Below are 16,131 nucleotides of genomic sequence, written 5' to 3'. Positions count from 1 at the left end.
AGCTATATGCTTTCAATGGGCTTTTGTTGTTCGTATATAATATGAACCCCTTCGTTTACAACTTGAAGCGTTTCTACCACGCAATGACTGAAAATAGATTGCAGCCATACCTTCACTTCTTGAGCACTTCCTTTTTTCACATAACAAAGCACAGTTGGTCCGGCACCGCTTAAAGAAACACCATATACATTCTCATGCTCTAATTCATGAAGTTTTTGTAATTCAGGAACAAGCTGCTTACGGTACGGTTCATGAAACATATCCTGTTTCATCATTTCTCCAGCAAGCACCCAATCCTCTTTACATAAAGCTGCTACAAGTACATTGGCAACACCACTGCCGCGAATGCCGTCCATATACGATAACTTACTCGGAAGCACGTCTCTTGAATGAACTGTTTTGAGTTCATATGAAGGAATAACTGCAACAAGTTCTACATCATGAATAGGCTGTGACAAAAATGCAATATCTTTTCCATCATACGTTCCTATTATAAGTCCACCATATAACGCAGCTCCAACATTATCGATATGTCCTTCTATTTCCGTTGCAATCAATAGCTTTTCTCTGCTAGATAAATGCAAATCACAGAGCTGATCGGCAAGTTCAATCCCAGCAATAATTGCCGAGGCACTGCTTCCAAGTCCTCTTGCTAATGGAATATCACTATCGAGATAGAGACTACAATATGGAAGCTCCTTATTATAACGAGCGGCTATTCCCCTAGCAGTCTCAATCAGTAAATTATTCTCATCTTCTGGAACACCTTGAAGAAGTGGTGTTTTGGCCTTGCACTCCCATCTGTAATGCGAAAATACATCTACCGTTAAATATTTACTTACCGCAAGGCCAATTGAATCAAAGCCTGGCCCAAGATTTGCTGTACTGGCAGGCACACGAATTGTAAACATGGGAGCTGCCTTCATCGCAGGACAGCTCCTTGAATGTGTTCAAACACAACCTTTTCATCATTTGGCAAAACAAGCGGCTGAATTTTTTTCGTATCAATTGCAATATTAGGATCTTTTAAACCATTTCCTGTTAAAACAGCAACAATTTTACTTCCCTTTGTTATTTTTCCTGTTTGTACTTGCTTATAAATACCAGCAAGCGACGCACAAGAAGCAGGCTCTGCAAAAATCCCTTCATACTTAGCAAGCCATTCATATGCCTGAAGAATTTCTGCATCTGTTACCTCATCAATTTTTCCATTTGAATCACGGGCAGCTGCAACGGCTTTATCCCAGCTTGCAGGGTTACCGATGCGTATTGCAGTGGCAACTGTCTCAGGATCTTCAATTTTATATCCGCGTACAATCGCTGCCGCTCCTTCCGCTTCAAAGCCGCGCATTTCCGGTAAACCCGTACTATGCTTTTCGTTATACTCTGTAAACCCTTTCCAGTATGCTGTAATATTGCCCGCATTCCCAACTGGAATGGCTAAAATATCAGGCGCTTTTCCAAGTGCATCACAAATTTCAAATGCTGCTGTTTTTTGCCCTTCAATGCGATACGGATTCACTGAATTCACAAGTGTAATGGGCGATGAGTCGCTCAGCTTCCGCACCATTTGCAGAGCATGGTCAAAGTTCCCGTCAATACTAATAATCTCAGCTCCGTACATCACTGCCTGAGCCAACTTACCGTATGCAATTTTTCCGTTCGGAATCATAACAATACAAGATAAACCTGCGCGCGCTGCATAAGCAGCCGCAGACGCAGATGTATTTCCTGTTGAAGCACAAATAACCGTTTTGCTGCCAGCTTCCTTTGCCTTCGCTACTGCCATAACCATCCCGCGATCTTTAAAGGAACCAGTCGGGTTTGCCCCTTCTACTTTCGCATAAACAGAAACACCCCATTTTTCTGAAAGGTTTTCTAATAAAACAAGTGGTGTATTTCCTTCTGATAACGAAAGGGCCGGCGTCTGATTAGTAATCGGTAAATATTCTTTATAAGCAGCAAGTAGTCCGTTCCACATTAGCGAGCATCTCCTTCAATACGGTAATTCGCTTTCACGCAAGCCACTTCTTCATACGTTTCTAGCGTTTCTAAAATATACGCATAATCTGCAAGGGATGCGCGATGTGTAACGATGACAATCTCAGCCGCTCCTTTCTCTTGTAATGGCATTTGAATAATCTTTTCGAAGCTTACACCGCGTTCAGAGAACAGAGATGTAATTTTTGCAAACACACCTACCTCATCTTTCACATGAAGGCGTAGAAACTTCTTCACATAAATTTCGTCTTCCTCTTTTAACACTTTCTCATATTGCGGAGTCACAGCACTATTCCCTGTTACACCGAGGCGTACATTTTTCATAACTGCAACTAAGTCAGATACAACAGCTGTTGCTGTTGGTAAACTTCCTGCACCTGGTCCGTAAAACATTGTTTCTCCTACCGCTTCGCCGTATACATATACGGCATTATATTCATTTTGAACAGCTGCAAGCGGGTGCGCATTTGGCAGCAGTGTTGGTTCTACTGTCACCTCTAACTTCTCACCATCACGCTTCGCTACGCCGATTAACTTAATTGTATAGCCTAAGCTCTTACTATATGTAATATCCTCCTCCGTAATGGATGTAATCCCTTTTACATTCACATCATGAAGTTCTACATTTGTAGAAAAGCCTAGTGTCGCTAAGATCGTCATCTTTCGAGCCGCATCTAACCCTTCAACGTCCGATGTTGGATCTGCTTCTGCAAATCCCAGTTGCTGTGCTTCATTTAACACGTCTTCGTATGCTCTCCCTTCGTCAGACATTTTTGTCAAAATAAAATTCGTTGTTCCGTTCACAATCCCCATCATTTTCGTAATCCGATCAGAAGAGAGACCTTCCACAATGCTTCGCAAAATCGGAATACCGCCTGCTACACTCGCTTCATAAAACAAATCAGCTTGATTTGCTTTTGCCACAGTAAGAAGTTCTGCACCGTGAAGTGCCATTAAATCTTTATTTGCTGTTACAACATGCTTTCCGTTTTGCAGCGCTTGTAAAATATATGCTTTCGCATCTTCTACACCGCCCATCACCTCAATAACAACATCAACATCTGGATTATTTATAATTTCATCTGGATTTTTCGTTAACAATGTAGGGGTTAATTGGACCTCACGTTCTTTTTCTATGTTTTGTACTAACACCTTTGCTACTTTGACAGGACAACCGATTTGATGCGCTAAACGATCTTGATGATCTTCAATAATACGCACCACACCGCTTCCTACAGTTCCAAGACCTAATAAGCCGACTCGAATTTCGTTCATAATATTGTCCACCCCTCTAAAAATTGTATTTAGGTGCCATTATATAAGGTAAAATTCAAAAAAACAATATATTTGGAACATTCCGAATAATAAAAGGCACTCCTTACAAAGAAAACGCTACCAAGTGTTGTATAGTTTCCTTTACAAAATATAAGGGGTTTCTTGATATACATAGTAATTTAGCCAATTTGAAAATAGTAGATTCCCATGGCTACGCCATTTTACCACTGGCTTTTCCAATGGATTGTCATGCCTAAAATAGTTTTTTGGAATAGCAATATCGAGCCCCTTTTGTTGATCACGCTCATATTCTTGCTTTAACGTCTCGCAGCTGTATTCACTATGGCCAAGAACAAAAATATGCTTTTCGTCTTTACTCATAACGAGATGAACACCAGCTTCTTCAGATGTCGCTAACATATCAAGTTCCTGCACTTTTTGAATATCCGATGCACGGACTTCTGTATGACGAGAATGCGGTGCAAAAAAGCTTTCATCAAAACCGCGTAACAATTTCACATGCTCCTGCTTCACTTCATGCTCAAACACACCAAACATCTTTTGCTGAAGCGGATGTTTCGGAACACCATAGTGATAATACAACCCCGCTTGTGCCCCCCAACAAACGTGAAGCGTCGATGTAACATGCTTCTTCGAATAGTCCATAATTTGCTTCAATTCTTCCCAATAATCTACCTCTTCAAAAGGAAGTGTTTCAACCGGAGCGCCAGTAATAATCAGTCCGTCAAATTTTTCCCCTTCAATATCCCGAAATGTTTTATAGAAGCTTGTTAAATGCTCCTGCGCCACATTTCTTGATGTATGAGATTCCATATGCAGTAAATGTACATCGAGCTGAAGCGGTGTATTTCCAATTAAACGAAGCAACTGCGTTTCAGTTTCTTGCTTTGTTGGCATTAAATTTAAAATAGCAATCTTCAAAGCACGGATATCTTGTGTTTCTGCTCGTTCTTTCGTCATCACGAAAATATTTTCATTTTGTAATACTTTACGAGCGGGTAAATCTTTAGCAACGATGATCGGCATACTGTTTTCCTCCAGAAAGGGCTTCTGCTAAATCAGCAATAATATCCGCCGCATCTTCAATACCAACCGATAACCGAATTAAATCAGGCGTTACACCGGCCAGATGCTGCTGCTCTTCAGTAAGCTGACGATGCGTCGTGCTTGCAGGATGAATCACACAAGTTCTTGCATCTGCCACGTGCGTCACCAATGCTGCGAGCTTCACATTTGCAATAAACTGCTTAGCGGATTCAATACCGCCTTTTACTCCAAACGTTAAAACACCGCTCGCACCTTTCGGTAAATATTTTTGTGCCAATGCATAATTTTCATTACCTTGAAGTCCTGGATAATTGACCCACTCAACGCGTTCATGCTGAGATAGCCACTGTGCAACAGCTAGTGCATTTTGACTATGACGCTCCATACGAAGATGCAATGTTTCTAAGCCAATATTGCTTACATACGCATTGAATGGACTCATACAATTTCCATAGTCTCTTAATAACTGTACACGAGCTTTCACAATGTATGCCGCCTGCCCAAATCTTTGGACGTAACTCACACCATGATAACTTGGATCTGGTTCAACAAATTCAGGAAACTTGCTCCAATCGAAATTACCGCCATCAATGACAATACCGCCAAGTGAACTTGCATGACCATCAATATATTTCGTTGTAGAATGAACGACAATGTTTGCACCATGTTCAAATGCATGACATAAATACGGCGTCGCTAACGTATTGTCGACGATAAATGGCACCTCAAGCTCTTTTGCTGCATCAGAAAGCTCTTTAAAATTAAGAACATTCATCGCTGGATTTCCAAGCGATTCTGCATACACAAGCTTTGTTTTCTCATTTGCGAGAGCAACAATTTCATCAGCGGCTAAATTTGGATTAAAGAAGGTAACCTCAATGCCAAGTTTCCGCAGACTAACTGCAAATAGATTAAATGTACCGCCGTATACTGTTGATGAGCAAAGTAGGTGATCGCCGCTGCCGCAAATATTTAATACCGCTAACATAATTGCAGCCTGCCCAGATGCAGTTGCAACCGCACCAACTCCGCCTTCTAACTCCGTCAGTTTCTGCTCAAACGCCGCAAGCGTTGGGTTACCAATACGGGTATAAATATAACCTTCTGCCTCTAAATTAAAAAGAGCTGCTAAATCGTCAGATGTATCGTATTTATACGTCGTACTTTGATAAAGCGGCAAAACACGCGGTTCACCATTTTTCGGCGTATAACCACCTTGTACACAAATTGTGCCTTTTCCCCTTGTATCACTCATTCCTCAATCCCCTTTCTTTCTTAACATAAAAAAAGCTGCTTCTTTCCTAAATAAGAAAGAAGCAGCTTAGATAAACGCTCGACATGTCGCCTTTCTTATCGTTCAGGAAATACCTGCAGGATTTGGCACAATTCCGTTTTACGGCTGTTGCCAAGGTTTCGTAGGGCCCGGTCCCTCCACCTATTCTTGATAAGACTTATGCAATTACCGTTGATTTTATAGCAAATATTTCCTAGTGTCAATTATTTTTCTGAATCTTTGTAAAAATAACAACAATCCGTTTGTTCATTCTCAAACTTTAAATTATATTAAAAAAACATTGATATTCTATACTAAAAACAAAAAAAACGTTTCAAAAACTTTACTTACTATGTAAAATTAAAGAGTTATACTTAATTTTAGCAAGCATCAAAATATATGTATAAACATGATTAAAATTATGACTAGTTCAGGGTTTCATACAATAATGATGCTGATTTTTGTAATATACTTTGAATAAGTAGCTCTTTAAAAAAGATAATATTCATATTGAATGAGTTATCCAATTATTTTCGTATCAGAATCTCTAACTTTTTCATAATAGGATGTAACATAAAGGAGGCATAAAAAATGGCTACTAGGAGAAACATGCACTATTTACTCATCATGTACGGTATATTTCTAGGTGCTATAGTTGGTGCTATAGTCTGGTTATTTTTAGTTATCACAAATGTTGGAATCCAGTTTATTTGGGAATATTTACCTAAAGAATTAGGATCACCCTCTTATTACACAATTTGTGTAACAGTAATTGGTGGTGTTCTTGTCGGACTGACACAGAAGTATTTCGGTACATATCCTCGTTTAATGCCAGAGACCATGGCTGAATATCAGAAAACAGGTAGAATCGAGTACCATTTTGTGCATAAAGCTACGTTAACAGCTATTATTGTTTTAGTATTTGGCGCAAGCTTAGGACCGGAAGCAGCACTTGTTGGGATTATAGGTGGGCTTTGTACGTGGGTTGGTGATCGCTTTAAATTTACTTTAAAAGGAATGCACGAACTAACAGAATTTGGGATTGGCGCTGCTTTAAGTGTTATTTTTAATGCACCACTATTCGGTTATTTAGCTCCAAGAGAACATGAGGATACACAACTCACTGAAAATTTTAAAGGGAAAAAGACTATTGTATATCTCGCTACTACTTTTGCTGGTTTTACTGTTTATTTATTTCTCAGTCAGTTCGATAATCGAGGATCCTTTATTGTTAATTTCGGAGAAGGATCTTTTGCACTCCATGAATGGATTGCCTTTCTCCCTCTTATTTTTATAGGTGTTGGGGTGGGATACTGTTATTTCCAATTCGAACATATATTAGAAAAAATAGTACATCCTTTTCAAGAATATAAGCTAACATTAGCGATTATAGGTGGTATCCTTTTAGGGATTGCAGGAACTATACTTCCGTATACACTGTTTTCAGGAGAACACCAATTAAAAGACTTAGTAAATGAATGGACAGGAATATCATTTGGGATACTGGCTCTTTCAGGGATTTTAAAGTTGTGTATAACCGCGGTTTGTTTAACTACAGGTTGGCGTGGCGGACATATTTTTCCAATTGTATTTTCTGGTGCAAGTATTGGCTATGCTATAGCAACTCTCATACCGTCATTAGATCCAGTTGCTTGTGTAGCTATTGTAACGACAGCTATTTCAAGCTATGCAGTACGAAAACCAATCGCTATGACATTATTATTACTCATGTTCTTCCCAATTAATTTATTGTTACCAATGATTGGAGCTGCAATGATCGGTAATGTATTTCCACTTCCGAATCATAATAAGAATGAACAAGAAGAACTGGTACAAAAATAAAATAATAAAATAAAGTGAAACTCCCAGCAGTGGGGGTTTTCTTCATTCCCCACTGATTATTAGTTGAACCAATCGGGCTTTTACGGGCAGTTTATCTCCCACCTATCTTCTTTGTTTTCACCGAATTTTGAGGTGGGAGTATTACTGCCCACGAATAGCGGGATAAAAAAACAGTACCGGCACTTTTATAGTGTTGGTACTGCTCTATTAAATAGCATTTGTTTTGTTAATTAGAACGCACTTGCTACTTTAACAGCTTTTTCAAGACCTGCTGCAATAATTTCTTCTGCTGTTAAATCCTCTACCAGCCTTAAATGTGTCGTTAATCATATCTACTCCTACATACAATATTTTCATTTCTCATTGTATCAAATTCAGTCTCTTCTAAAACATGCAAGTAACTTTTTCACTTTGTAGTTATTCATAACATTGATATAATGGATAAAAATGTAGTTTTCATTATATTACTTGAGGGGGCTTTCACAATGACATTAAACAAAGCACTTACAATTGCTGGATCTGATACAAGCGGCGGCGCTGGTATGCAAGCAGACTTAAAAACATTCCAAGAGCTTGGGGTATATGGTATGACAGCTCTTACAACAATCGTAACAATGGATCCACATAACGGTTGGGCACATAATGTGTTCCCAATTCCAGCGTCTACATTGAAACCACAATTAGAAACGACAATTGAAGGCGTTGGCGTTGATGCATTAAAAACAGGTATGCTTGGATCTGTTGAAATTATTGAACTTGTTGCTGAAACAATTGAGAAACATAATCTACAAAACGTAGTAGTAGACCCTGTTATGGTATGTAAAGGGGCAGACGAGGCGCTTCACCCGGAAACGAACGAATGCTTACGCGATGTGCTTGTTCCAAAAGCATTGATTGTAACACCAAATTTATTTGAAGCGTATCAACTAAGCGGTGTAAAAATTAACTCACTTGAAGATATGAAGCAAGCTGCTGAAAAAATCCATGCTTTAGGTACAAAATATGTACTTATTAAAGGCGGCAGCAAGCTAGGAACAGAAAAAGCAATCGATTTATTATACGATGGAGAAACATTTGAAATTTTAGAATCTGAAAAAATTGAAACAACATACACACACGGTGCAGGTTGTACATATGCTGCTGCAATTACAGCAGAGTTAGCAAAAGGAAAATCTGTAAAAGAAGCTGTGCAAGTAGCAAAAGAGTTTATTACAGCTGCAATTCACCACTCATTCAAACTAAACGAATATGTGGGTCCAACTCATCACGGTGCATATCGTAAATTTGGAGCTGGAAAAGAGCTTGTATAAAGTGAAACTTCAATCAATGGTAGGGGTCTTACTGCCCGCGAATAGCGGGATTAAAATTTAAAATAAAGTCGTCCATACGTGACGACTTTATTTTTCATGAAACAGCACTCACTTGATTTCTTCTATTTCGTTGGAAGAGTATAATGCATCATCTGCAAGTTGAATAAATTGCTGCAGTGAGTCTACATAGATTGAAGCACCTACCGAATAATTCGTTAACAATAAACGTACAATTAAAATAATGATGAAAGCTAATATAACAGAAAGATAGCGTAAATCTAGCATCACATCCTCAATATGGACACCAAACTTCATAAGCAGAACACCTAAAGTTCCCATTACAATACCAACAAAAATAAAAGAAAGGATAATAGTTGTATTAACAACTAGATTATCTAGCATAAAAATATACCTGGTCTTTTTACAACTTGAAGACTCACATGAAAGTTCCATCCCTATCCATTTTGTACCCCTTTTCCTATTTATTTTTGTATATTATCCCCCTACAATTCCCAAACTTTTCTTTATATGTTTCACGTGAAACTTTGAAACATAAAAAAAGAGCGAGATATCGCCCTTTTTTACTATATTCTCTCTAACAGCATCTCGAAATTTTACCGCCCTTCGCATTAAATCTTGCTTCTTGCGCTTCGGCAAAAAATTGTTTTCGAGATAATATCATTTCATTTGGATGTTGTTGTTTCATATGAGCAACATACTTCTCATAGCTAGGTACACCAACAAGCAAACTAATAAATTGTTTTCGGTATCTCCACATGCTTATCATTGTTTTAAGCATAGTGCTGTGCCTCGCTTTCATCGCGTGGAACATACGCCGCTTCTTTTAATGGAGTTGCTTTATTGTTCAATACTTGTATCCATATTCTAATAGACGATATCAGTACCGCGATTACAACAAGCATGAAAATTCCACAAAGCGTCGCGTCAATATAATCATTAAAAATAATTTGTTTCATTTGTGCTACGTTTTTCGCCGGTGCTAATAGTTTCCCTTTATCTAGTGCACTTTGAAACACTTTTGCATGAGAGAGGAATCCAATTTTCGGATTTTCATGAAATAACTTTTGATAGCCAGCTGTCATTGTAACAATCAGTAACCACGTTGTCGGAATGAGTGTCACCCAAACATATGCCTTTTTTCCCATTTTAAACAAAACAGTCGTTCCAAGTAATAATGCAATCCCAGCTAACATTTGATTTGCGATTCCAAAGAGCGGCCATAGCGTATTGATACCACCAAGCGGATCAATTACCCCTTGATATAAGAAATATCCCCATCCTAGAACACACAGCGTTGTTGCAACAATATTGGAAAGCATAGAATCTGTTTTTGCAAATGGTTTATAAACGTGCCCTAAAATGTCTTGAATCATAAACCGACCAACACGTGTTCCTGCATCAATCGTTGTTAAAATGAAGAGCGCTTCAAATAAAATTGCAAAGTGATACCAAAATGCCATTAATGCTTTTCCGCCAATTACTTGAGAGAAAATATGAGCCATCCCAATCGCGAACGTCGGTGCCCCACCTGTACGAGATAATATCGTTTGTTCTCCGACGTTTACAGCCAATTCTTTCAGCTCATTTGGCGTCACAGTAAACCCCCAAGAACTAATTACTTGTGCTGCCTGTGTTACATCCGTTCCAATGACTGCCGGAGGGCTATTAATTGCAAAGTATGTACCTGGCGTTAGTACACAAGCTGCAATCATTGCCATCGCTGCAACAAATGATTCCATAAGCATAGCACCGTAACCAATTGGCTGTGCATGTCCTTCCCTTTCTATCATTTTCGGGGTCGTACCAGAAGAAACAAGCGCATGGAAGCCAGATACAGCTCCGCAAGCAATTGTAATAAATAAGAATGGGAATAAATTCCCTGCAAATACTGGGCCCGTTCCATCAATAAATTGTGAAACTGCCGGCATTTGTAAATCTGGTGCAACAATCACGATACCGAGCGCTAAACCAACAATTGTTCCAATCTTTAAAAACGTACTTAAATAATCACGCGGTGCAAGTAATAACCAAACAGGCAATGCAGAAGCAATAAATCCATAAATAATAAGCATAATTGCAATTGTTTCACCTTTGAATGTAAACATAGTAGCAAGCGTTGGGTTTTCTGCTACATACTGACCCGCTACAAGTGACAAAAGAAGTAAAATAATACCGATAACTGAACCTTCTCCAACACGGCCTGGACGAATGTAACGCATATATACACCCATTAAAATTGCAATTGGAATTGTTGCTGCAATCGTAAACATTCCCCACGGGCTTCCTACGAGCGCTTTCACCACAACAAGAGCTAATACCGCTAATAAAATAATCATAATTCCCAAAATACCGATCATCGCAATAAAACCTGTTACTGGACCAATCTCTTCTTTAATCATTTCACCAAGCGACTTCCCGTTGCGACGCATAGACGCGAACAAAATCACAAAATCTTGTACAGCTCCGGCTAACACAACTCCAACAATAATCCAAAGCGTTCCTGGTAAATATCCCATCTGTGCAGCTAAGATTGGACCAACTAGCGGTCCAGCCCCAGCAATTGCCGCAAAGTGGTGCCCAAATAAAACCCATTTATTTGTCGGAACATAATCTTTCCCATCATTCAAAAGCTCTGCCGGTGTTTTTCGATTATCGTCCAATTCAAAAACTTTTCTGGAGATAAATCTACTATAAAAGCGATATGCAACAGCATATACGGAAACAGCGGCAACCAACAACCAAACTGCATTAATCGTTTCACCGCGAGATAACGCTAAAACAGCAAATCCTGCTGCTCCTAAAGCCGTAATCACACCCCAAAGTAAAATAGATTTCCATGCTTTCAACAAAAATCCCCCCTAATGTTATGCCTTAGAGGGAATTGTACTAAATTTTCAGAATAGTTAAATATAATATTCCTTATGATGAATGTTTCCTATTTTAACATGTTTAAATTCGTCCACGACTTGTTACAACTCAATTTTATTTCGAAGCCGTTTTACATAATTTCGACTAACAGGTATCGGCTGGTTATCATACCTTTCCAGATATAAGTTATACGTTCCGTTATAATAAGGCTTTAATTCTCGCACATATATAACGTTAATAAGATAACTTTTATGAACACGTAAAAAATCGTATACCGCTAACTTACCTTCTAATTCTTGCAATGTATACGTTGAGATATATTGATTATTGATTGTATAAATTGAAACTGTTTTATTTTCTTTATTTTTACTTATATATACAATATCGTCTGGAAGAATATATGTAATTCCTTCATGACATTCAATCGGGAGCTTTTGCAATCGATTCCTCTCTCGTGTTACTCTTTCTTGCTCAATACTATGCAATAAAAACTGCAAGTCTTCCTGCTTAAATGGTTGCAATAAGTAGTAAAAAGCGTGAAAACGAAATGATATAATTGCATCTTTCATGTCGTTTCCTGTAAATATAAACTTTGTATGTAATGTTAATTGGCGCAACAAGCCTGCGACTTCAAAACCCGTTGCATCTGGTAATTGTGTATCTAAAAAAATAAAATCTGGCGTATACTTTTTCGCTATCTGTAGTGATTCCATTCCTGTTTTCGCTTCAAAACATTCCAAATTCTTTACATGTTCTTTGAAAAAATCTATTAATTGTCCTCTGTTTTCTTCTCGTTCATTTACGATTAAAATTTTCATGTCTGCCCAACCACCTAATCCTTTTGTCCATACGCCTTGTTGTATACATTCGCTTTTTTCGAAATAATCCCTTTTTATAAACCATTTTTCTATCAAATATACCATGTTTTTGTCAGAAAACAATGAAAAGGAAGCTTTACATAGCTTCCTTTTCATTATATTAATTCTTGTTGTTTTGTTTCTTTTCCAAGCACAAGTACAGCAAGAGCACCAATTACAATAGCTGTACAAAAGACCGTAAAGATAACAGAAAGAGAAACATGCGTGGCTACGAGATAACCAACTAATAATGGTCCTAAAATACCACCGATGCGGCCAAATGCCGCTGCCATCCCAGCTCCTGTACCACGAATAACTGTTGGATACTGCTCTGGCGTATACGCATATAACGCTCCCCAAGCTCCTAAATTAAAGAAAGATAGCAACATACCTGCGATCATTAACGTGAGAAGTGAATCTGCTTCCCCGAAGAAATATGCGCTGCATGCCGTTCCAAGTAAGTATGTGATCAACACAAACTTCCGGCCAAAACGTTCAATAAACCAAGCAGCTGTAAAATAACCCGGAAGCTGCGCAAGTGTCATAATTAACACATATTGAAAGCTTTTAATTAAACTAAACCCTTTTAATACTAGTACACTTGGAAGCCAAAGGAACATTCCATAATAAGAAAATACAACACAAAACCATAAAATCCAGAGCATAGCAGTCGCTCTTCTGTAATCCCCAGACCAAACTGCCTTTATATTTGCAAATACAGATTGTTTTTGAGGTGCTTTTTGAAATTGTGGTGAATCTGGTAAACTCCAGCGTAAATATAGTGCATAAAAAGCTGGAATTGCACTTAAAACCATCGCTGTTTGCCAACCATATGTCGGAATAACAAAATATGAAATGAGAGCAGCAATTAACCACCCACCAGCCCAAAAGCTTTCTAATAAAACAACAATTTTACCACGTTCATGTGCGGCAACACTTTCAGATACAAGTGTTGATGCAACAGGTAATTCTCCTCCAAGTCCCATTCCAATAAGAAAACGAAGTATAAGAAATACAGTTAATGTTGTTGATAAAGCTGTTAAACCGCTACCAACAGAAAATAATAATAATGTAATAATAAAAACGGGTTTACGACCGATTTTATCTGCTAATATCCCAAATATAAGTGCTCCAACTGCCATTCCAATGGAGTTAATACTACCAATCCACCCCATCTGCTGTGCACTAAGCTGCCATTCTTTTTGTAAAGCAGCAATAATAAACGAAAGAATCCCAACATCCATTGCATCAAATAGCCAACCAAGCCCAGCAATTCCGAGAAGCTTTCGATTCGAGATTTCTGTAACTTTCCCCACTAGAGGTCCTCCTTACAAAGCTGTCTTTACACTTCATTTTACATATGTATATTACATAAGTAAAATACTTTTTTAATTACGTACTAAAGAAGACGAACTACCTACATAAACCTTATCTTTCCCATGAAAAAACACCTCATACATAGGTATTTTTTCATGGGGAAAGTGCGTTACGTATACAGACTTGCATAGAAAAAAAGGTAGCAAAATATCGCTACCTTTTCGACCGAACCACTTCTTTTAAAAATTCAACTAATACAAGTTGACGACGCCAGCGCGTTGGATTGCTGCATAAACGATAAAACCATTCTAAATGAATAGCTTGAATCCATTTCGGGGCACGCTTTACTTCTCCTGCCCAAACATCAAAACTTCCCCCAACACCAACAGCTATCTTTGTATTTAAACGATGTTTATTCTGCTGAATAAAATTTTCCTGTCTTGGGAATCCAAGTGCAACAAGCAAAATATCTGGCTGCGCTTCTTGAATACGCGCAATAATTTCTTCTTCCTGCTCTTGTTTAAAATATCCATCTTGTGTACCTACAATGGATAACGCTTCATATCTTTCTGTTAAAGTTTGAGCAGCTTTTTCTACAACGTGCGGCTTTGCTCCAAGTAAAAAGACAGATACCGATTTCTTCTCTTGTGATAATGTTTTAAATAAATCACTCATCAAATCAAAACCTGCTACACGCTCTTTTAACGGTGTACCTAGCATACCGCTTGCCTTTACTACGCCAATTCCATCCGGTGTAATAATATCTGCCTGAAGAAGCGTTTCATGGAATTTAGCATCTTTTTTTGCACACATCACAATTTCAGGGTTTGCCGTTACAACTTGGAATGTATTCTCTTGTTCCTTTTCTAGCTGCTGCAGCATATATCGAATCGTTTCTTCCATTGTCATCGTTGAGAAGGGCACGCCTAAAATATCAATTGTTTGCACTGCCATATTTAAAATCCTCTCTATTTCAAATATCTTTTCTATTTCTATAAGGTTCAACTAACCATCAGTGAACTCTCTTCTCACTAATGGTTAGTTGAACCAATCGGGCTTTTACGGGCAGTTATCCCCCACCTATCTTCTTCGCTTTTCTTTGAATCTTGAGGTTTGGGGCTTACTGCCCGTTAATGCGGGATAAAAGCTTTTCATACGCTTTATGCGTATCTTCATACACCTTTCGTAAGGAAAAGTGAGAAGACGCATGCATATATAAACGCTCACCCATTTCCGCCAATTCACCATTCTTCCATTTTTCATATGCTTCCTCTAATGCATGAGCAAGAGCCGCAGCATCGCCAGTTGGAATGATCCAGCCATATGTCTCATCGACAATGAGCTGTGACATATCACCAACATCTGTAGCAATAGAAGTTAAACGTTGATTTGCCGCTTCTAATAAAACAAGTGAGAAACTTTCACTATGTGATGTAAGTAAGTTAATATGTGCTGATGCATATAATTCTTTTACATCTTGACGATGTCCTAAAAATAGTACTTTATCTTCTATTCCTTTTTGTTTTACCATTTCTTTTAGCTCATTCTCAATCGGACCATCGCCAAGTAACAATACTTTTATATTTGGAATCTCCGTATTTTGTAATGCCTCAAATAATATTTCATGCCCTTTAACAGGGTGAAGACGCGCTACTTGAATCGCTGTAAATACGTCTGCTTGTATACCGAATTGTTCCTCTAAGTTATAAGGCTTTGCTGGTGTAAGATCATATTCAATACCATTATAGATTGTACAAATTTTATCCTCTGGTACACCTAGTGTTACCGTATTTCTCTTAAAACGTTCTGTAATTGCAAAAAACAAATCAATCTTCTTAAACGAACGTAAATTTAACTTTGTAAAAATCCATCCTTTTAAACCACGTTTCATAAAATCCAGCGTCGGATCACTGTGAACTGTTGTGACCCATTTGGCACTTATCTTTCTTTTTAATAGAGAAAGATAAAAATTTGCTCTTGCTCCATGTGTATGAACGATATCAAAACGTTCTTCATTAATAAAAGAACGTATTTTTGAGAGAATAGATATATCATAGCGAGATGATTGTGAAAAAACGTGTACCTTTATCCCTAACGCTCTCGCTTCGCTTGCAATTGGACCTTCTTCAAATACTGCTAATTCTACTTCATCTTTCGGAAATTGTGACAAAAGTGAAATAATATGCGTTTTTCCGCCACCTGTCTCTGCTCCAGCATTCATATGTAACACTTTCATCTTTTTCTTCCTCCGTTAATATATTTTTCCTTTGTTTTACTATAGCAAAAAATAAAAGCTAAC

At 38.2% G+C, this 16,131-nt stretch carries 13 protein-coding genes, 1 pseudogene and 1 riboswitch; of the genes and pseudogenes, 2 read left to right on the top strand and 12 right to left on the bottom strand.

Translation table 11 applies throughout. The features are described 5' to 3' along the window. Positions 1-2: 2 nt before the first annotated feature. From thrB to ACTDJC_RS05410, 5 genes are all read right to left on the bottom strand, one after another. Complete coding sequence (gene thrB, locus ACTDJC_RS05430) at positions 3-926, bottom strand: homoserine kinase (protein WP_440602812.1); 924 nt, start codon at positions 924-926, stop codon at positions 3-5. Further along, positions 923-1,981, bottom strand: a complete 1,059-nt coding sequence (gene thrC / locus ACTDJC_RS05425; protein WP_440602811.1) for a threonine synthase — start codon at positions 1,979-1,981, stop codon at positions 923-925. Before thrC ends, thrB begins: the two co-directional genes overlap by 4 nt. Continuing rightward, positions 1,981-3,276, bottom strand: a complete 1,296-nt coding sequence (locus ACTDJC_RS05420; RefSeq protein WP_440602810.1) for a homoserine dehydrogenase — start codon at positions 3,274-3,276, stop codon at positions 1,981-1,983. The genes thrC and ACTDJC_RS05420 overlap by 1 nt, the downstream gene beginning before the upstream one ends. A gap of 141 nt (positions 3,277-3,417) precedes the next feature. Further along, positions 3,418-4,323 (bottom strand): homoserine O-acetyltransferase MetA, encoded by a 906-nt coding sequence (gene metA, locus ACTDJC_RS05415; protein WP_440602809.1) that lies wholly within the window; start codon positions 4,321-4,323, stop codon positions 3,418-3,420. After that, entirely contained in the window at positions 4,304-5,599 is a 1,296-nt protein-coding gene (locus ACTDJC_RS05410; RefSeq protein WP_440602808.1) for a bifunctional O-acetylhomoserine aminocarboxypropyltransferase/cysteine synthase, read from the bottom strand. The genes metA and ACTDJC_RS05410 overlap by 20 nt, the downstream gene beginning before the upstream one ends. A gap of 92 nt (positions 5,600-5,691) precedes the next feature. Further along, positions 5,692-5,795, bottom strand: a riboswitch (SAM riboswitch). Between the two features lie 413 nt (positions 5,796-6,208). On the opposite strand from ACTDJC_RS05410, the gene ACTDJC_RS05405 reads away from it, so the two are divergent. Together ACTDJC_RS05405 and pdxK are read left to right on the top strand one after the other, a co-directional pair. Then, positions 6,209-7,459 carry a chloride channel protein gene (locus ACTDJC_RS05405; protein ID WP_440602807.1) on the top strand — a complete coding sequence of 417 codons (1,251 nt, stop codon included), beginning with the start codon at positions 6,209-6,211 and terminating at the stop codon, positions 7,457-7,459. Positions 7,460-7,944: 485 nt separating this feature from the next. Then, positions 7,945-8,769 (top strand): pyridoxine/pyridoxal/pyridoxamine kinase, encoded by an 825-nt coding sequence (gene pdxK / locus ACTDJC_RS05400; RefSeq protein WP_098310101.1) that lies wholly within the window; start codon positions 7,945-7,947, stop codon positions 8,767-8,769. 189 nt (positions 8,770-8,958) lie between these two features. Here the strand turns inward: pdxK and ACTDJC_RS05395 are convergent. The 7 genes and pseudogenes from ACTDJC_RS05395 to ACTDJC_RS05365 all read right to left on the bottom strand — a co-directional run. Then, a pseudogene (locus tag ACTDJC_RS05395) lies at positions 8,959-9,171 on the bottom strand (GGDEF domain-containing protein); the annotation flags it as partial. Between the two features lie 193 nt (positions 9,172-9,364). Beyond that, positions 9,365-9,568, bottom strand: a complete 204-nt coding sequence (locus ACTDJC_RS05390) for a YbdD/YjiX family protein (protein ID WP_098310102.1) — start codon at positions 9,566-9,568, stop codon at positions 9,365-9,367. Next, a complete protein-coding gene (locus tag ACTDJC_RS05385) occupies positions 9,561-11,636 on the bottom strand; it encodes a carbon starvation CstA family protein (protein WP_098310103.1) in 2,076 nt (691 codons plus the stop codon). Before ACTDJC_RS05385 ends, ACTDJC_RS05390 begins: the two co-directional genes overlap by 8 nt. Positions 11,637-11,759: 123 nt before the next feature. After that, positions 11,760-12,476 (bottom strand): LytR/AlgR family response regulator transcription factor, encoded by a 717-nt coding sequence (locus ACTDJC_RS05380; RefSeq protein WP_098310165.1) that lies wholly within the window; start codon positions 12,474-12,476, stop codon positions 11,760-11,762. Positions 12,477-12,631: 155 nt separating this feature from the next. Beyond that, positions 12,632-13,831 (bottom strand): MFS transporter, encoded by a 1,200-nt coding sequence (locus ACTDJC_RS05375; protein ID WP_098310104.1) that lies wholly within the window; start codon positions 13,829-13,831, stop codon positions 12,632-12,634. A gap of 214 nt (positions 13,832-14,045) precedes the next feature. Beyond that, positions 14,046-14,786 carry a WecB/TagA/CpsF family glycosyltransferase gene (locus ACTDJC_RS05370; protein WP_440602806.1) on the bottom strand — a complete coding sequence of 247 codons (741 nt, stop codon included), beginning with the start codon at positions 14,784-14,786 and terminating at the stop codon, positions 14,046-14,048. A 166-nt stretch (positions 14,787-14,952) separates the two neighbouring features. Next, entirely contained in the window at positions 14,953-16,068 is a 1,116-nt protein-coding gene (locus ACTDJC_RS05365) for a glycosyltransferase (protein ID WP_440602805.1), read from the bottom strand. Positions 16,069-16,131 lie beyond the last annotated feature (63 nt).

The organism is Bacillus sp. GB_SG_008, assembly GCF_052038115.1.
Classification (GTDB): Bacteria; Bacillota; Bacilli; order Bacillales; family Bacillaceae_G; genus Bacillus_A; species Bacillus_A rhizoplanae.
Note: the sequence above shows the minus strand (reverse complement) of the source record. Positions and strands in the feature narration are given on the sequence as shown.